The sequence below is a fragment of the Streptomyces sp. NBC_00513 genome (genome assembly GCF_041431415.1).
Classification (GTDB): domain Bacteria; phylum Actinomycetota; class Actinomycetes; order Streptomycetales; family Streptomycetaceae; genus Streptomyces.
In genome coordinates this window covers 7,299,225-7,316,106 of sequence record NZ_CP107845.1, presented here as the reverse complement: position 1 = coordinate 7,316,106, position 16,882 = coordinate 7,299,225, and the positions used below count along the sequence as shown (strand labels likewise).

15 protein-coding genes and 1 pseudogene are annotated in these 16,882 nt (G+C 73.0%); 9 read left to right on the top strand and 7 right to left on the bottom strand.

Annotation, left to right across the window (positions count from 1 at the left end; all coding sequences use genetic code 11):
• Positions 1 to 31 precede the first annotated feature (31 nt).
• Together OHA84_RS32905 and OHA84_RS32900 are read right to left on the bottom strand one after the other, a co-directional pair.
• On the bottom strand, positions 32 to 1,525 hold the full coding sequence (locus OHA84_RS32905) for a UDP-N-acetylmuramoyl-L-alanyl-D-glutamate--2,6-diaminopimelate ligase (RefSeq protein WP_266952969.1): 1,494 nt from the start codon (positions 1,523 to 1,525) through the stop codon (positions 32 to 34).
• A gap of 310 nt (positions 1,526 to 1,835) precedes the next feature.
• Positions 1,836 to 1,988 (bottom strand): hypothetical protein, encoded by a 153-nt coding sequence (locus OHA84_RS32900; RefSeq protein WP_266952967.1) that lies wholly within the window; start codon positions 1,986 to 1,988, stop codon positions 1,836 to 1,838.
• A gap of 141 nt (positions 1,989 to 2,129) precedes the next feature.
• Here OHA84_RS32900 and OHA84_RS32895 point away from each other — a divergent pair, with 141 nt between their 5' ends.
• Together OHA84_RS32895 and OHA84_RS32890 are read left to right on the top strand one after the other, a co-directional pair.
• Positions 2,130 to 3,461 carry an MFS transporter gene (locus OHA84_RS32895; protein ID WP_266952965.1) on the top strand — a complete coding sequence of 444 codons (1,332 nt, stop codon included), beginning with the start codon at positions 2,130 to 2,132 and terminating at the stop codon, positions 3,459 to 3,461.
• Positions 3,458 to 4,651 carry an anhydro-N-acetylmuramic acid kinase gene (locus OHA84_RS32890; protein ID WP_266952963.1) on the top strand — a complete coding sequence of 398 codons (1,194 nt, stop codon included), beginning with the start codon at positions 3,458 to 3,460 and terminating at the stop codon, positions 4,649 to 4,651. The genes OHA84_RS32895 and OHA84_RS32890 overlap by 4 nt, the downstream gene beginning before the upstream one ends.
• Before the next feature lie 24 nt (positions 4,652 to 4,675).
• On the opposite strand, the gene OHA84_RS32885 is transcribed toward OHA84_RS32890, so the two are convergent.
• Positions 4,676 to 6,445, bottom strand: a complete 1,770-nt coding sequence (locus OHA84_RS32885; protein ID WP_266968310.1) for a serine/threonine-protein kinase — start codon at positions 6,443 to 6,445, stop codon at positions 4,676 to 4,678.
• Positions 6,446 to 6,607: 162 nt separating this feature from the next.
• Complete coding sequence (locus OHA84_RS32880; protein ID WP_266968311.1) at positions 6,608 to 8,137, bottom strand: MFS transporter; 1,530 nt, start codon at positions 8,135 to 8,137, stop codon at positions 6,608 to 6,610.
• 95 nt (positions 8,138 to 8,232) lie between these two features.
• Here OHA84_RS32880 and OHA84_RS32875 point away from each other — a divergent pair, with 95 nt between their 5' ends.
• The 7 genes and pseudogenes from OHA84_RS32875 to OHA84_RS32845 all read left to right on the top strand — a co-directional run bounded on the left by OHA84_RS32875 (position 8,233) and on the right by OHA84_RS32845 (position 13,389).
• Entirely contained in the window at positions 8,233 to 9,129 is an 897-nt protein-coding gene (locus OHA84_RS32875) for a helix-turn-helix transcriptional regulator (RefSeq protein WP_266952957.1), read from the top strand.
• 142 nt (positions 9,130 to 9,271) lie between these two features.
• Positions 9,272 to 9,679, top strand: a pseudogene (locus OHA84_RS32870) (biotin/lipoate A/B protein ligase family protein); the annotation flags it as partial.
• Positions 9,680 to 9,759: 80 nt separating this feature from the next.
• Positions 9,760 to 10,323 (top strand): YbaK/EbsC family protein, encoded by a 564-nt coding sequence (locus OHA84_RS32865; protein WP_266952955.1) that lies wholly within the window; start codon positions 9,760 to 9,762, stop codon positions 10,321 to 10,323.
• A 163-nt stretch (positions 10,324 to 10,486) separates the two neighbouring features.
• Positions 10,487 to 11,659 (top strand): GDSL-type esterase/lipase family protein, encoded by a 1,173-nt coding sequence (locus tag OHA84_RS32860; RefSeq protein WP_266952953.1) that lies wholly within the window; start codon positions 10,487 to 10,489, stop codon positions 11,657 to 11,659.
• Positions 11,660 to 11,699: 40 nt separating this feature from the next.
• The gene (locus OHA84_RS32855; RefSeq protein ID WP_266952951.1) at positions 11,700 to 12,167 is read left to right on the top strand and encodes a hypothetical protein; all 468 of its coding nucleotides are present in this window, start codon (positions 11,700 to 11,702) and stop codon (positions 12,165 to 12,167) included.
• The gene (locus OHA84_RS32850; RefSeq protein WP_266952949.1) at positions 12,161 to 12,421 is read left to right on the top strand and encodes a helix-turn-helix transcriptional regulator; all 261 of its coding nucleotides are present in this window, start codon (positions 12,161 to 12,163) and stop codon (positions 12,419 to 12,421) included. The genes OHA84_RS32855 and OHA84_RS32850 overlap by 7 nt, the downstream gene beginning before the upstream one ends.
• Positions 12,418 to 13,389, top strand: coding sequence for an NAD(P)-dependent alcohol dehydrogenase (locus tag OHA84_RS32845; RefSeq protein ID WP_266952947.1), 972 nt, complete (start codon positions 12,418 to 12,420; stop codon positions 13,387 to 13,389). The genes OHA84_RS32850 and OHA84_RS32845 overlap by 4 nt, the downstream gene beginning before the upstream one ends.
• 30 nt (positions 13,390 to 13,419) lie before the next feature.
• Here OHA84_RS32845 and OHA84_RS32840 read toward each other — a convergent pair whose 3' ends face one another.
• From OHA84_RS32840 to OHA84_RS32830, 3 genes are all read right to left on the bottom strand, one after another.
• Positions 13,420 to 14,286: a trypsin-like serine protease gene (locus OHA84_RS32840; RefSeq protein WP_266968312.1), complete on the bottom strand. Its 867-nt coding sequence runs from the start codon at positions 14,284 to 14,286 to the stop codon at positions 13,420 to 13,422.
• Between the two features lie 214 nt (positions 14,287 to 14,500).
• Positions 14,501 to 15,946: a glyceraldehyde-3-phosphate dehydrogenase gene (locus OHA84_RS32835; protein WP_266952943.1), complete on the bottom strand. Its 1,446-nt coding sequence runs from the start codon at positions 15,944 to 15,946 to the stop codon at positions 14,501 to 14,503.
• A gap of 168 nt (positions 15,947 to 16,114) precedes the next feature.
• Positions 16,115 to 16,840, bottom strand: a complete 726-nt coding sequence (locus tag OHA84_RS32830; protein ID WP_266952941.1) for a GPR1/FUN34/YaaH family transporter — start codon at positions 16,838 to 16,840, stop codon at positions 16,115 to 16,117.
• Between the last annotated feature and the right edge of the window lie 42 nt (positions 16,841 to 16,882).

The following is a 16,882-nucleotide window of genomic DNA, read 5'->3' as shown; positions in this document are numbered from 1 at the left end:
CGCCGTACCCCCGAACCTCCCAACCCGCCGGTCAGCCGGCCGGGCGGGCCAGGTCGCGCACGGTGGCCATGTCGCTGAAGGGCAGGAGGGCTTCGCCGACGATCTGGTGCGGTTCGCTGCCCTTCCCGGCGATCAGTACGACGTCCTGCGGCCCTGCGGCGGACAGGGCGAGGCCGATCGCGCGGCGGCGGTCGGCCGACCGCTCGTACGGTGTGCCGGTGGACTCGATGCCCGGGGCGATCTGGTCGAGGATCGCCTCGGGGTCCTCGTTGCGGGGGTTGTCCGAGGTGAGGACGCACAGGTCGGAATGGGTTCCGGCGATCCGGCCCATCTCCACCCGCTTGGTGGTGTCCCGGTCGCCGCCGCAGCCGAAGACGGTGATGACCCGGCCGCGGGCGAAGCCGCGGATCGCCGTGAGCACCTTGTCCAGGGAGTCGGGCGAGTGCGCGTAGTCCACGATGACGGAGGTGCCGGCGGGGGTCACGAAGCGTTCGAAGCGGCCGGGGACGGCCGGCATCAGCGCGAGCGCGGCGACCAGTCCGTCCAGGTCGTGCCCCAGGACGTGGCAGGCCGCCACGGCGGCCAGCGCGTTGGACACGGAGAAGCGACCCGGAACGGGGATCGCCGCCGCGTACTCCCGGCCGGCGTGACGCAGGGTGAAGCGGGTCCCCGAGGCGTCCGCCACCAGGTCCGAGGCACGGTAATCGGCCTCGGTGTCGACGGCGTACGTGGTGACCGCGCCCGGCATCATCGTCTGGATCCCCGCCCCCACCGGGTCGTCGACGTTGACCACGGCCTGCCGGCACAGGCCTTGGAACAGGCGCAGTTTGGCGTCCGTGTAGTGCGCCATCGTGCCGTGGTCGTCCAGGTGGTCCTGGGTCAGGTTGGTGAAGACGCCGACGTCGATGAAGGTCCGGTCGACCCGGTACGTCTGCAGGGCCATGGAGGTGGCTTCCAACACGACGGTGCCGGTGCCCCGGTCCCGCATGTGGCCCAGCAGGTACTGGAGGTCCGGCGATTCGGGTGTGGTCAGCACCGACGGCGGCATCGGGATCATCTCGTCGCCGATCCGGCTGCCCGCCGTCCCGATCACCCCCACCGCGGCACCCTCGGCGATCCTCAGCAGCGACTCGACCATGTACGAGATGGACGTCTTCCCGTTGGTCCCGGTGACGGCCACCATGTCCATCTGCCGACCGGGCTCGGTGAAGTAGCGGGAGGAGACGACCGCCGCCGCCTTCCGGGTGTCGGACACGCGCACGACGCACACGCCGGGCGTTGCCGCCGGGCCCCGGTGCGCGGCGGCCGCCCCGTCGTCGTCGACGAGTACCGCGACGGCGCCTCGGGCGAGGGCCGCGCCGATGGCGGCGGGGCCGCCGGCGTCGTGGCCGGGCACGGCGATGAAGAGCGAGCCCGGTGTCACCCGGTCCACGTCGAAGGTGGTGCCCGCGGTGATCCGCGTGGCCTCGGTGTCTCCCTGGAGGACGTGGTGGTCGTGGCCTGTCAGCAACCCGCTCAACTTCACGGTGGTCCCTTCGAAGGCGGCGGGGGCCGGGTTGCGGCCGCCGCCGGGCGGCGGCCCCGACGGCGCGTCGGAACCGCGGTGATGGCGGGAGGTGCGAGGGTGCGCGCCCGCACCCGGGTCCTGTGGCGCGCGTGGGTGAGCGGCGCGAGGTGCGGGGAGGGCGCGGAATGCGAGGTGCGGGCTGCGGAATCCGGTGCCGGGTACGGAGGTCGGGGCGCGGCGATCGGGTCCGGAGGGCGGCTTCGGAGGGCGGCTCCGGGGCGCTGCCCGACGGAAGGGGACGCGCCGGGCCGGGAGCGGTGGGCTTTCGCTAGCCGTGGCCGTGCAGGGCGCCGCGGCCGACCGTGGGGGCCTGGCCTTCGGCCGCGGTCCGGGGGCTCACGCCCGTACGGCTCGCGGCGGCCGCACGCGCGGGGGACCCGGCGCGGTGCCGGTACTCCCCCGTGATGCGTGTGCGGTCCATGGGCCGAGTGTACGGCCGCTCACGCCGCCCCGGACGCCACACGGACCTCCCGGTCGACGCGGTCGCCGCGCCGCGCGGCCGATCGGTTGAACCGGGGTACCGCGAGGCGTCGGGGCGGCGCCCGAGGGGCACGCAGCACGGGTGACCTCGACCGACCTGCGGCCGGCTCCGCCCCCGCGCTCCACCGCCCGCCGCGCGCTGCTCGCCGGTTCGGTCGGCAATCTCGTCGAGTGGTACGAGTTCGGCGTGTACGGCGCCTTCGCCACCGTCATCGCCGCCAACTTCTTCGCCCCGGCCACGGGTGCCGGGGCCGGGCCGGGGACGGGCGGGGCCGCGGCGCTGATGGCGACGTACGCCTCCTTCGCGCTCGCGTTCTTCTTCCGCCCGGTGGGGGCACTCCTCTTCGGGCGGCTGGGGGACCGTCTGGGACGGCGCCCCACCCTGATCCTGGTCGTCGGCCTGATGACGCTCGCCACCACCCTGATCGGGCTGCTGCCCACGCAGGCCACCGTCGGGGCCGCAGCGCCCTGGCTCCTCACGTTCCTGCGGGTGCTGCAAGGGATCTCCGCGGGCGGGGAGTTCGGCGGGGCGGTGGCCCTGATGACGGAGTCCGCCCCGGTGGGCCGTCGCGGTCTCCACGGCGCGTGGCAGTCGTTCACCGTCGCTCTGGGTCTGCTCGCCGGCGCCGGCACGGCCGCCGGCCTGGCCGCGGTGCTGTCCCCGTCCGCGCTGTACGCGTGGGGCTGGCGGGTCCCGTTCCTGCTGGCCCTGCCGCTCGGTGTCGTCGCGCTGTGGTTGCGTACCGCGCTGGAGGAGCCCCCCGGGTCTTCCCCGGACGGGGCTCCGAGAGGAACCGCCGCCCCCGAGCCGCGGCGAAGGGGCGAGCAGGCGCGCGCCGTCGTCCTCGGTGTCGGGCGGATCATGGGCTGGTCGGCGGCCGGGTACACCTTCCTCGTGGTCCTGCCGTCCCACCTCCAGTCCGCCCTGGGCGTCTCCTTCCGTGAGGCCCTGCCGGCCGCCGTCCTCGCCAACCTGGGCTTCGCCGCCTCGATTCTTCCCGCCGGGATGCTCAGCGACCGGATCGGCCGGCGCCCGGTCATGCTCGCGGGGGCGCTGGGTGTCGTCGTGTTCGCCCTCCCCGTCCTGCGGGTCCTCCAGTCACCCGGGGCCGCGCCAGGGGTGAAGGCGGCGGCCCTGCTGTTCGCGGGGGCGCTGATCGGGCTGATGGCGGGCCCGGGGCCGGCGATGCTCGCCGAGATGTTCCCGCGCCGGGTGCGCTGCACCGGGCTCGGGTTGGCGTACGCCCTGGCCAATGCCGTGTTCTCCGGCTGCGCGGGTCTGGTCATCACCGCCCTGACCGCCCGGACGGGGAACACGGCCGTCCCCGCCTACTACGCCGCCGGCGTCTGCGCCCTGAGCTGCGCGGCTCTGCTGACCCTGCGCGGCGACGACCATCGGGAGCCCCTGCGATGAGAGTGATCGGCCTGATGTCGGGCACCTCGTACGACGCCGTCGACGCCGCCGCCTGCGACCTCGAACGGGGGCGCGGTGACGAGGCCGGGGAGCTGCGCCTCACACCGCTGGGCATGATCGGCGAACCGTATCCGGCCGATCTGCGGGCGGCGCTCGCGGCGGCCCTGCCGCCGTCGGGCACGAGCCTGGCCGAGGTCTGTCGGCTCGACACCGGCATCGGGCGGACCTTCGCCCGGCTGGCCGCCCGCGCCGACCGTGAACTCTGCTCCGGTGCGGCGGAGTTGATCGCCTCACACGGCCAGACCGTGTACCACTGGGTGGCCGACGGGCGGGTGCACGGCACGCTCCAGCTCGGCGAGCCCGCCTGGATCGCGGAGGAGACGGGCTGTCCGGTGGTGTCGGGATTCCGGCCGCGCGACGTCGCCGCCGGGGGCCAGGGCGCCCCGCTGGTGAGCCTGATCGACCTGATGCTGCTGCGGGGGCGGCCCGGTGTGTCCGCGGCCCTGAACATCGGCGGGATCGCGAACGTGACGGTCTCGACGCCGACCGGCGACCCGGTGGCGTTCGACACCGGCCCCGGCAACGCGCTGATGGACGCGGCGGTGCGCGAACTGACCTCCGGGCACCTCGCGTACGACGAGGACGGCGCCCTCGCCGCGGCCGGGCGGGTACACGAGGGCTTGCTGGAGCGGCTGTTGGCGGAGCCCTACTACCGTCTGCCCCCGCCGAAGACCACGGGCAAGGAGTTGTTCCACGCCGGCTACGCGGGCACCCGGCCCGCGGGGTTCGAACGGCTGCCCGAGCCGGACGTGATCGCCACGCTGACCCGGCTGACGGCCCGGACCGTGGCCGACGCGCTGCGACCGTTCGGGGCGAGGGAGGTCTTCGCCTCGGGAGGGGGCGTCCGCAATCCGACCCTCATGGGCATGCTGCGCGAGGAGTTGGGCGCCGGCGTGCTGCGGACCTCCGAGGAGTTGGGATTGCCCGCGGCGGCGAAGGAGGCGTACGCGTTCGCGGTCCTCGGGTACCTCACCCTGCACGGCCTGCCGGGCAACGCCCCGCCGTGCACGGGCGCGACCGGCCCCCGTGTCCTGGGCTCGATCACCCCGGGAGCCCGCCCCCTGCGCCTGCCGGCGGGCCCGCCGGGCGCCCCGTACGCGCTCGTCGTACGGAGCGCGGCCCCGCGCTGAGACCACCCGCCCCGCGCGGGGTGTTCAGCCGCCGGCGTGGGGCGCGGCGGCCCCGCGCCAGACGGTCAGGTCCAGCGTCACGTACCGGCTGGGCGAGTCGGTTCCGGAGAAGCCCCGGATCGTCAGGAGTCCGATGTCGCCGGAGCCGCCGAAGACGCAGATCTGTCGCCCTTTGGAGAGGTCGGTCAGATAGACGGAGTCGGCGAAGCGGGTCTCCTGACGGCAGGCGGCGAGGGACCCTTCCTGGCCGGGGTCGAGCAGGACGAGTTTGCCCCCCTCGCCCTCCGCGTACAGCCTTCCAGCCTGGTAGACGAGGTCAGCGGCGCTGTCGCTTCCCTCATGCGGTCGCATTTGTTCATCGCCGAGCGTCAGGTTGTAGCCGGACACGAGGTTGACGTTCTTGTGGTCGACGGGCGTCGGGTCGGGCTTGGCGGACGCCTTGGGGGCGGGTGCCTTCGCCGAACCGGACGGGGCGGATCCGCCCGCGCCGGCGGCGGCGCCCGAGGGGTCCGGCCCGTCTCCGGCCGTCGTCTCCCGGTCCCGGTCGGCCAACAGGGCGTACGCCGTGCCGGCGCCCGCCAGCGCGAACACGACGACCGCGGCCAGGGCGAGCAGCACGGCCCGTCTGCCGCCGCCGCCCGGGGCCGGCCGGGGTTCTCCCCGACCCTGCGGGCCCGGATACGCGTGGCCGGGCGGCGGGAGGTACTGCGGCGCGGGCCGGTACGCGGGCGCCGGACCGTAGCCGGGAGGCGGGGTCGCCTGCTGCGCGGGCGGGAACCCGGCGGGCGAGGCCGGCGGGCCGGCCGGGGCGGTCGGCGGATGCGCGCCGACCGGGGCGGAGGTGGGCGGCGGCGGGGTCCGGGGCGGGGCGGGGGCCGCCGTGCGGGCGGTGATGTCGGCGCTCACCGGGCTCGGCAGCCAGTCCTCGGACCGACGGAGCACCGTTTCCGGGTTGGCGGACTGACAGAGCGCGATGACCTCGGTGACCGTGGGCCTGGCCGCGGGGTCCTTGGACAGGCAGCGGGTGACCAACTCGATCAGCGGGGCCGGGACCGCGCCGAGGTCGGGCTCCTGGTGGACGATCCGGTACAGGACTCCGTGCGAGGTTCCCTCGCCGAAGGCCGGGGTGCCCGTCGCCGCGTACGCCGCGACCTGCCCGAGGGCGAAGATGTCGGTGGCCGGGGTGACCTTGCCGCCGGCTGCCTGCTCGGGAGCCATGAAGGAGGGCGTGCCGATGGCCACCCCGCTGCCGGTGAGCGAGGTCGCGTCGGCGGCGTGGGCGATGCCGAAGTCGATGACCCGGGGGCCGTCGGCCGCCAGCAGGACGTTGGAGGGCTTGAGGTCGCGGTGCACGATGCCGGCGCCGTGGATGACGTGCAGGGCCTCGGCCATGCCGGCGATCAGCAGCAGCACCGCCTCGACGGGCAGGGCTCCGTGGGCGACGACGGCGTCGGCGAGGGAGGGCCCGGGCACATAGGCGGTCGCCAACCAGGGGTGGGGGCCGTCGGTGTCGGCGTCGATGACGGGGGCGGTGAACAGGCCCTGCACCCGTTGCGCGGAACGGACTTCCTGGGCGAACCTGCGCCGGAACTCGGGGTCCTCGCCGAACTCCGGACGGATCACCTTGATCGCGACGGGCCGACCTCCGGGGGTGTACGACAGGTACACCTTGCCCATGCCGCCCGCACCCAGCCTGGCGGCCAGGCGGTATCCGGCGATCGTCGTCGGGTCGTCCCCACCCAGCGGCTGGAACACCTGCACTTCACGGCCCGTGCGCGGATCCTGACCGCTCATCACTTCACGTCCCCCCGTACCGAACACCGTTCTCGAACGGCACCCTATCCAAGGTTCGACACGGCCCCCTACCTCAGACCCCGCCGGCGCCCCGGGCCCAACGGGCGGCCCCCGGGCCTCGATCGGGCACCTTGGGCCGACCTCGCACGATCCGCCGCCGGCTCACCGCATGACGCGCGGCAGGCGCAGGCTGAGCAGGGCCGTCAGCGCGATCAGGCCCAACTGGACGATCAGGGTCACGACCAGGGCGTCCCGCATGCCCCTCGACGCGGCCAGGGCGAGGAAGAGACTGCCGACGGTCGCGACACCGAGGGCGAGGGCGGACTGCTGGGTGGTGACCATGACGCCGCCGCCCACGCCGGCCCGGTCGGCCGGTACGTCGGAGAGCATCAGCCGCATCAGCACCGGGAGTTGCAGGCCCTGACCGAGCCCGGCGACGGCAACGCCGGGAGCCAGGGCGAGTATTCCGAGATCGGGCCAGTCCCGTCGCACCGCGAGGAGCATCAGGCAGACGCCGACCGCCTGGAGCAGGCCGCCCGCCGTGACCACCCGGGTGCCGTACCGTCCGACGAGTCGGGGGCCGGCGAGGGACGCGGCGAAGAAGGCCAGCGCCATCGGCACCAGGGTCAGTCCGGCCGCCACGGGGCCCATGTGCAGGGCCTGTTGGAGGACGACCGCGATCACGAACATGAAGCCGCTGAAGCCGATGGAGAACGGCACCAGCATCACCAGTCCGCGCCGCAGCGAGTCCAGGCGCAGCAGGCTCGGCGGTACGAGGGGGCTCCGGCCGAGTCGGTCGGCGCGCCGTTCCGTCAGGTAGAAGGCGGTGGCGGCGAAGGGGAAGGTCGCCAGCGAGAGCCAGGTCCACAGCGGCCAGCCGGCCGCCCGCCCCTCGGTCAGCGGCAGCAGCAGGGACACCAAGGCCAGCGCCAGCAGCAGGGTTCCCGGCACGTCGACCGAGGCGGGGCGTTCGGAGCGGGTCTCCGGGACGGCGCGGGCCGCCAGAATCAGGCCGACGATCACCACGGGGATGTTCACGAGGAAGACCGAGCGCCAGCCGGTGCCGGCGATGTCGGCGGCGACGAGGACTCCGCCGAGGATCTGCCCGGCGACCATGGACAGCCCGGCCGTGGCCCCGTACAGACTCATCGCGCGGGCCCGGTGGGCGCCCTGGGTGGTGGCCTGGATGGTGGCGAGCACCTGCGGGAGCATCAGCGCGGCTGCGACTCCCTGGGCCACGCGCGCCGCGACGAGGGTCCAGGCCGTGGGGGCGAGGCCGCAGGCGAGCGAGGTGAGCCCGAAGGCGGCCATGCCGATCAGGAAGAGCCGGCGCCGGCCCGCCATGTCGCCGAGCCGACCGCCGAGGACCAGCAGGACGGCGTACGTGACCCCGTAGCCGGCGACGATCAGTTCCAGCAGCGCGGGGCCCGCGGCCAGGTCGCGGTCGATGGTGGGCAGTGCCACGTTGACGATGAAGAAGTCGATCAGGGGCAGGGCGGCTCCGAGGAGGACCGTGAACAGGCCGAGCGGGGTGATGCCCGCGGCGCCCCGGGGCGCGGGGTCCGTGCGGCCGGTGGCCGTGGGGGCGGTGGCCGTGCGGCCGGTGGCCGTGCGGCCGGTGGCCGAGGGGGCGGTGGCCGTGGGGGCCCGCGTCGGATGGGTCGTGCGTACCGTTGTCTCACTCACGTCCATGACGATCCTCCTCCTCGGAGCCGGGTACCAGAGTCTCCTTATCCTGGTACCAGCAGTACCTGGCAACCGTCTGAGCCGTGAGGCACCCTGGACTCATGACCACTGTGGCCCCCGAGAGCGACGTCCGCCGGCACGAGCTGGCCGAGTTCCTGCGCAGCCGGCGGGAGCGGATCACGCCCGAGCAGGTGGGGCTGCCGCCGGGGCGCCGCCGGCGCACCCCCGGGCTGCGTCGCGAGGAGGTGGCCCAGCTGTCGGCGGTGGGCGTCACCTGGTACACGTGGCTGGAGCAGGCCCGGGAGATCCAGGTGTCCCCGCAGGTGCTGGACGCCGTCGCGCGCGCCCTGCTGTTGGACCCCACCGAGCGCGCTCACCTGTTCTCGCTGGCCGGCAGCCTCGACCCGGCGCCGAACACCCCCTGCCCGAGCGTGACGCCGGCGCTGAGGGCGATGCTCGACCAGTTGGGGCCGATCCCCGCGTGCGTGCAGAACAGTCGGTACGACATCCTCGCGTACAACTCCACCTACGGGCGGCTGCTGTGCGACCTGGACAGCCTGCCGCCCGAGGACCGGAACTGCATGTGGCTGGCGTTCACCGATCCGCAATGGCGGGCTGCCATGGTCGACGTGCCCGACGTGAACCGGGTGATGGCGGCCAAGTTCCGGGCGTCGATGGCGGAGCACCTGACCGAGCCGGCCTGGAAGACGCTGCTCGCCCGGTTGGACGCGGCCTCGGCGGAGTTCCGGGAGATCTGGGCACGGCACGAGGTGGTCGGCCTGGCCGGCAAGTCCAAGTACATCCGCAACCCGCACGTGGGACTGCTGCACGTCGAGCAGACCAATCTGTGGTTGGGGCCCACGGCGGGGCCGCGCCTGTTGACGTACGTACCACTGGACGAGGAGACCCGCTCGCGGCTGGAACGCCTGGCGCGCATGGAGCACCTCGACCGCCCGGAGCGCCCGAACGACGCAGGTGAGGATCGCGATACGGTTTGACGGTGTTCGCGGCCATGCCGGCCGTCGACGCAACTGCGGGCGGACAGCGGACGGACAGCAAGGGGAGGCACACCGGTGCACGGTGAGTAAAGGTGCCGGGTGGCAAGCTCGTCGTCGTGGACCTGGACGTCGAGTCCGCCGAAGCTTCCAGTCGCTGCGCAACGAGCTGGACGCGCGGGCGTTGGAAGAGCACGGGATGACGGTGGTGCGCCGGATCAGCGGCGGCGGCGCCATGTTCATCGAGCCGGGCAACACCATCACGTACTCCCTGAGCGTGCCGGACGCGCTGGTGCGGGGGCTGTCGTTCGCCGACAGCTACGCCTACCTCGACGACTGGGTGTTGGGGACGAAGAGCGCGAAGAAGCGGGTGGACCCGCTGCGCCGCCAGACCGGGCTGCCGCGGGACGCGGTGATCCGGCGCATGATCGAGTCCTTCCGGGACCGGTACGGGCTGTCGGAGGGCTCGGTCACGCCCGAGGAGATGGCGCGGGCACGGGAGTTGGCCGCCGACAAGTTCGGCTCCGAGGAGTGGACCGCGCGCGTTCCGTGACCCCGCCGGGTGGCCGGCGGCACGTCTGCGCGCGGGGGCCGGCGCCGTCCTCCGAGGGCACGGTTCGCTACAGTCCGCCCATGAACGATCAGGTGCGCGCCCCCTTCGGAGACTTCACCACCGTCCAGCCCGCCCTGGACGTGTCCGACCGGCTCGCGCAGCCGGTCGCCGACGCCCTCAGGGGGTGGGCATCGCGGGAGGCGGCACGGTCCGTGCTGTACGTGGACACCGACCCCGCGAAGGCCGACACCGCCGCGTTCTGCGAGGCGTACTCCGTCCCCCTCGACGCGTCCGCGAACTGCGTGGTCGTCGCCGCGAAGCGCGGCGGGGAGACCACCCTGGCCGCCTGCCTCGCCCTCGCCGACACCCGGGTGGACGTCAACACCGCGGTGCGCAAGCACCTTTCGGCGCGGAAGGTGTCGTTCGCCCCCATGGACACCGCCGTCGAGGAGACCGGCATGGAGTACGGGGGGATCACCCCGCTCGGGTTGCCCGCGGCGTGGTCGCTGCTGATCGACGCGGCCGTGGTCGAGGCCCCGTACGTTCTCGTCGGCAGCGGCCGACGGCGCGGCAAGCTGATCCTGCCGGGGTGGGCGCTCGCCGAACTCCCGGGCGTCTCGGTACTGGCGGGCCTCGCGGCCTGACACCGCCCCGCCGGCCCTGCGGCTGAGCCTCGGGCCTCGGAACCGGGACCGGTGCGGGTACGGGTGCGCACGGTGTTGCACGCTGGATGTCACGTGCCGTCACGATCGCGGCGGTGCGTGGACGTTCACCGAGCCCGTGCCTGACCACACCCGAGGACCCGACATGACCGATTGGATCACCACCCCCGTCGAGCCCGCCTTCGTGCGCGGCGCCATCGACTTGGAACACACCGCCCGGGGCATCCTGCCGCACCGGCTGCCCGCCTGGGTCCGCGAGCAGTTCCCCGATCCGGGCCTGGCCATGGCCGAGGCCCAGACCTCCGGCGTGCGGGTCGTCTTCCGCACCCGCGCCACCACCGTCGAGCTGGAGACGGTCCCCACCCGGATGGCCTACCAGGGCGCTCCGCCCCGGCCCGCCGGCGTGTACGACCTGCTCGTGGACGGGGAGCTCGCCGGTCGGGCGAGCGTGACCGGCGGGAACGTCCACACCGTCGACATGGCCGCGGGGACCGCGGTCACCACCGCGGGTCCGCCCGGCGTCGCACGGTTCACCGGACTGCCCGACGTGATGAAGGACGTCGAGATCTGGCTGCCGCACACGGAGACGACCGAGTTGATCGCCCTGCGCACCGACGCGCCGGTGGAGGCGGCGCCCGCCGACGGCCGCCGCGTGTGGTTGCACCACGGCAGTTCGATCAGCCACGGTTCCAACGCCGAGCGTCCCCGCTCGACCTGGCCCGCGCTGGCCGCCGCCCGGGGCGGGGTGGAGCTGATCAACCTGGGCTTCGGCGGCAACGCCCTGCTCGACCCGTTCGTCGCGCGCGTCATGCGCGACACGCCCGCGGACCTGATCAGCGTCAAGATCGGCATCAACCTGGTGAACACCGACCTGATGCGGCTGCGCGCCTTCACCCCGGCGGTCCACGGCTTCCTCGACACCATCCGCGAGGGCCACCCGAACACGCCCCTGCTGGTGGTCTCCCCCGTGCTCTGCCCCCTCCAGGAGAACACCCCGGGCCCCCTCGCGCCGGAGTTCGACGGGCAGCGGCTCCGCTTTCGCGCGACGGGCGACCCCGCGGACGTGGCCGCGGGCCGGCTGACGCTGACCGTCATCCGCGAGGAGTTGTCCCGCATCACCGCGCGGAGGGCGGCCGGGGACCCGCACCTGCACCACCTCGACGGTCGCGCCCTGTACGGCGAGGCCGACTTCGCGGAACTGCCCCTGCCCGACGATCTGCACCCGGACCCCGCGGGACACCGCCGCATCGGTGAGCGCTTCGGCGAGCTGGCCTTCGGCCCGGGCGGCCCGTTCGAGGCCACCCGAGGAGGCATGTAAGGAATTATTGACACCGTGTACGAATGACTTTACATTCCTCGTGTCAAAGTTGTTTTACACGGGAGTGGGTTCGGACGTGGCCTTCGAGGAGAAGCGCGCATGGATCGCGGCGGTGGTGGCCGTCGCCGGGTACGCCGTCTACCTGGCCGTCGTGCTGGGGCGGTCCGGCGGCGGCGTGCCGCTCGCGGAGGTCGCGTACGCGGCCCCGCTGCTGTGGACGGTCGGCGGCGCGATCGTCGCCGCCATCGCCCTGAACATCGCGGTCGCACTGGCCTCGCCCCGCGAGGCCGACGCGAAGGATCAGCGGGACAAGGAGATCGGCCGCCTCGGCGATCTCGCCGGACAGTCCTTCCTCGTCATCGGCGCCGTGGCCGCACTGGCCCTGTCGATGGCCGAGGCGGACCACTTCTGGATCTCCAACGTGATCTACCTGGGGTTCGTCCTGTCGGCGCTGCTCGGTTCCACCGTGAAGCTCGCCGCCTACCGGTGGGGGTTCCAGTCGTGGTGAAGGCGACCGGCATCACGAACCGGATCCGGACCCTGCGCTTCGAGCACGCGGAGATGACCCAGGCGGAGCTGGCGGAACGCATCGGCGTGACCCGGCAGACCGTCATCGCGATCGAGAAGGGCCGCTACTCGCCCTCCCTCGAAACGGCGTTCCGGATCGCCCGCGTCTTCGCCGTCCCGCTCGAGCAGGTCTTTCAGTACACGGACGAGCAGTACGACGAGCAGCACACGCACGAGGAAGGGACGGCGCCGTGAAGGCGATCACACAGGACATGTACGGCTCCAGCGAGGTACTGGAGCTCCGGGACGTCGAAACGCCCACCCCGGGCGGCGGCGAGGTGCTGATCGCGGTCCGGGCCGCCGCCCTGGACGCCGGGGTCTGGCACCTCATGACCGGCCGGCCCCATCTGGTCCGCCTCATGGGATACGGGCTGCGCAGACCCAAGGTGCCCGTGCGGGGCCGGGAGGTCGCGGGGCGGATCGAGGCCGTCGGCGAGGGGGTCACCGACTTCCGGGTGGGGGACGAGGTGTTCGGCATCTGCGAGGGTTCGTTCGCCGAGTACGCGACCGCCCGACAGGACAAGATCGCCGCCGTGCCCGCGGGCATTCCCCCGGAGCACGCGGCGGCCCTCCCCGTCTCGGGCCTCACCGCGCTCCAGGCCCTGCGCGACGCGGGCCGCGTCCGACCGGGACAGCGGGTCCTGGTCATCGGCGCGGCGGGCGGGGTGGGCACGTACGCGGTACAGCTGGCCAAGGCGTACGGCGCGCACGTCACCGGCGTGTGCAGCACCTCGAAGACGGAGCTGGTGCGCTCGCTCGGCGCGGACGAGGTCGTCGACTACACCCGCGAGGAGTTCGCCGACGGCGTCCGCACCTATGACCTCATACTCGACACCGCAGGCAACCGCGCCCTCTCGCACCTGAGACGGGCCTTGACCCCTCGGGGGACGCTCGTCCTCGTCGGTGGCGAAGGGGGTGGTCGCTGGATCGGCACGATGGCCCGGGTGCTGCGCGCGGCGCTGCTGAACCCGTTCGTGCGGCACACCCTCAAGCCGTTCATGGCCGCGGAGCGCCGGGCCGACCTGGACGTCCTCGGGCGGCACGTCGAGGCGGGTGAACTGACGCCGGCCATCCACGGCGTCCGCCCCCTCGCCGAGGCTCCGGCAGCGATCGACGCGATGCACCGGGGCGAGGCCCGCGGCAAGACCCTGATCGTTCCCTGAGGGAACAGCGGACCGGCGCCCCGGGTGTGCTCAGTGGTGCGCCGCGATGGTCTTGGTGATCCAGCCCTTGTGCGCGGGCACGGAGGTCCAGATCCCGGGGCCGCCGGCGCAGTGCGGGTCGGCGGCGTGGTCGCCGTCGCCGGAGGTGGCGCCGACGAGCTGCCAGCGGCCGGCGAGGCGCTGGATCTGCGGACCTCCGGAGTCGCCGGAGCAGGCCATCGCCCGGGGGGTGCGGGCGGCAGTGCACAGCTCGCTCTTCCCGTTGATCTCGGCGCACTCGCCGGTGGCGATGCTGCGGGTGTCGAGTTCCTGGAGGCGCTCGGGGAACACCCAGTGTGCGGGGTCCAGGGCGTCGACGACGGTTCCGAAGCCGATGACCCGGGTGGACGCGCCCACCTTCGGCGCGTGGTCGGCCATGGCGACGGGCTTCTGCCGGACGGGGCGGTCGAGCTTCAGCAGGGCGATGTCGTTGGTCGAACGCTCCTCGCCCAGGCCGTCGTACCCCGGGTGGACCACCTTCTGGACGATCTTGGCGACCGTGCCGCCCGAATGCCGTGCGGCGCTGCCGATCCGCACCGTCCCGGTCGGGTGGGTCGCCCCGACGTCCTGGGCGCAGTGTGCGGCCGTCACCACCCACTGGGGGGCGATCAGCGCGCCTCCACAGACTCCGCCGAGGGAGGCGGGGCCCTCGTCCAGCGTCATCGGGATCGATGCCATGAACGGATACGCCTCGGTGGAGTCCTTCCCGTGGACGATCGCCCGGGCGCCGGTGGTGGACGCCACCAGGCACAGGACGGCGGCTGCCCCGACCGCCGTGATCCGGGCCGGGAGACGGCGGACCGTCCGGGAGTGGGCGGTCGGACGGTGCGGGCCGGGAGGCGGGGTGGAAACGCTCATGAGGTTGTCCTTCCCAGCGGCGCCCGGCTGATGCGCGCGGGAAGCGGGAGGCTTCACGGCACGGTAAGGACGCACGGGGCGGGAGGGGCCACGACCGCCGGGCCCGCACACGCCGACGGGGCGGCGGTGGGGCCGGGACCGGATGCCGTCGGCATCGGTCGCCGGCCCGCCGCCGCCCCGTCGGGCGGGACACCGGGTCGGTCGTGCGGCGGGATCAGACCGCCGGGGCCGGGAAGGTCGGGTACTCCACCCCGGAGACGTGCTGGACGACGCGGATGACCTGGCAGGAGTAGCCGAACTCGTTGTCGTACCAGAGGTAGAGGATCGCGTTGTCACCGTCGACCTTGGTGGCACCCGCGTCGACGATCGAGGCGTGGCGCGAGCCGATGAAGTCGCTCGACACCGCGTCGGGGGCGGTGGTGAAGTCGATCTGCCGCTTGAGCGGCGAGGTCAGCGACACGTTCCGCAGGTAGTCGAGGACGTCCTCGCGGGTGGTCTCGCGACCGAGCCGCAGGCTGAGGATCGCGATCGACACGTCCGGCACCGGGACGCGGATCGAGCTGCCGGTGATCGGCGCCTTGAGTTCGGGCAGCGCCTTGGCGACGGCGGAGGCGGCGCCGGTCTCGGTGATGACCATGTTGAGCGGCGCGGAGCGGCCTCGACGGTCGGCCGGGTGGTAGTTGTCCAGCAGGTTCTGGTCGTTGGTGAACGAGTGGACGGTCTCCACGTGGCCGCGCAGGACGCCGTACTCGTCCGCCATCGCCTTGAGCGGCGGGACGATCGCGTTGGTGGTGCAGGAGGCGCAGGACAGGATCTGCTCGTCCGGCTTGATCATGTCGTGGTTGACGCCGTGGACGATGTTCGGGACGTCGCCCTTGCCCGGAGCGGTCAGGACGACCTTGTCGATGCCGGGGCGCAGGTGCTTGGAGAGGCCCTCGCGGTCGCGCCACTTGCCGGTGTTGTCGATGAGGATGGCGTCCTTGATGCCGTACGCCGTGTAGTCGATCTCCGACGGGTCCCCGGCGTAGATCACCTTGATCTCGTTGCCGTTGGCGATGATCTTGCTGTTCGCCTCGTCGACGGTGATCGTGCCCTGGAACTGACCGTGGATGGAGTCGCGGCGCAGCAGCGAGGCGCGCTTGACGATGTCCTGGTCGCCGCCCTGGCGGACGACGATGGCGCGCAGGCGCAGACCGTTGCCGGAACCGGCCTTCTCGATCAGCAGGCGGGCGACGAGGCGGCCGATGCGGCCGAAGCCGTACAGGACGACGTCACGCGACTCGCGGGACTCGATCTTGTTGTCGCCGGTGGCGCCGGACACGGCCTCGGCCGTGAACTCGCCCACCGAGAGGCCTCGGGTGTCGCTCTTGTAGGTCGCGGCGAGCATCCCGATGTCGATCTGGGACGGACCGAGGTCGAGCGGGGTGAGCGCCTCCAGGAACGGCAGGGTCTCGGTGACCGAGAGCTCCTCGCCGGCGATCTGACGGGCGAATCGGTGGGTCTTCAGGATGCTGACCACCGACTTGTTCACCAAGGAGCGGCTGTGCAGCAGGACGGTGACGTCCCGCTCGCGATGCAGCTTCCCGATGATCGGGATCATCGATTCCGCGATCTCCTCGCGGTTTTTCCAGTTGGTGAACGAGTCGTCATTGACAGTCACAGGTTTATCTTTCGAGCTAGGCGGCGCTCATATGCTAACCCGACACCAGTTTGATCTTTCAAGGGGTCCCGCCTGACGCGGTCTCCCCAGCGGGCCGGCGGGCCCGGCCGTGCGGGGTCGAAGCCCGCCGCACCCCGGTGACCTGCGACATCGCACCGGCACGGCCGTTCAGAGCGTGCGCCGCACACCCGCCTGCCGTTCGAGATTCCGGAGCTGGACCGCGAGGTCGCCCTCGACGGCCGTGTGGGCGGGCCCGCTGCGGCCGATGGGGAGGACCTCCTCACTGCGCATGTCCTCCAGCATCAACGCGAAGGCCGCGTACGTGGCGACCAGCGCCACCGCGATGCCGAGGGCGCCCGCCGTGTACCCGATCCAGTCGGCCCCGGTCAGCCCGGCCAGTCCGGTGGCCGCCCAGCGGGGCAGGGACACCACCAGAACCAGCCACAGGGCCCGTTTGGGCCGGGTCACGGCCGCCATCAGCGCCCCGAAGCACAGGAACGCGAGGTTGAACACCCCGAGCACCCGGTGCCCGCCGGCGGCTCCGGTACCGACGACCAGGGCGTACGCGAGCCAACTGCCCGCGAAGGTTCCCATGAGCGTGGCCGCGATCACGTCCCGGGCCCCGAAGGCGAGGACGCTCACCACGAGTTGCAGCGCGAACGCGGGCAGCACGCTTAGGGCCACGGCACGCCGGTCCCCGGCCTCGAAGACGCCGAGTTGGAGACAGCCGGTCATCACGGAGGCGATGGCCACGGTGAAGAAGCCGAGCGGCATGGGCGAGGCGATCGGCCGCAGGTTGATCCGCGTCATCGCCCTGAGGTCCGGTTCGAACCGGCGGCCGGGCGGCGCCGGTTCGGTGTCCCCGGCCTCGCCGGGGACGGAGGCGGTACTCATGTGGTGGGTTCCCTTGTTCGGTGCGTGAAGCCGTTCGGTGCG

Bases quoted from the DNA above. Each gene is read 5' to 3' on its own strand.
- OHA84_RS32830 (WP_266952941.1), bottom strand. From the start codon at position 16,840: ATGAGTACCGCCTCCGTCCCCGGCGAGGCCGGGGACACCGAACCGGCG.
- OHA84_RS32840 (WP_266968312.1), bottom strand. From the start codon at position 14,286: ATGAGCGTTTCCACCCCGCCTCCCGGCCCGCACCGTCCGACCGCCCAC.
- OHA84_RS32885 (WP_266968310.1), bottom strand. From the start codon at position 6,445: ATGAGCGGTCAGGATCCGCGCACGGGCCGTGAAGTGCAGGTGTTCCAG.
- OHA84_RS32890 (WP_266952963.1), top strand. From the start codon at position 3,458: ATGAGAGTGATCGGCCTGATGTCGGGCACCTCGTACGACGCCGTCGAC.
- OHA84_RS32865 (WP_266952955.1), top strand. From the start codon at position 9,760: ATGAACGATCAGGTGCGCGCCCCCTTCGGAGACTTCACCACCGTCCAG.
- OHA84_RS32880 (WP_266968311.1), bottom strand. From the start codon at position 8,137: ATGGACGTGAGTGAGACAACGGTACGCACGACCCATCCGACGCGGGCC.
- OHA84_RS32860 (WP_266952953.1), top strand. From the start codon at position 10,487: ATGACCGATTGGATCACCACCCCCGTCGAGCCCGCCTTCGTGCGCGGC.
- OHA84_RS32875 (WP_266952957.1), top strand. From the start codon at position 8,233: ATGACCACTGTGGCCCCCGAGAGCGACGTCCGCCGGCACGAGCTGGCC.
- OHA84_RS32900 (WP_266952967.1), bottom strand. From the start codon at position 1,988: ATGGACCGCACACGCATCACGGGGGAGTACCGGCACCGCGCCGGGTCC.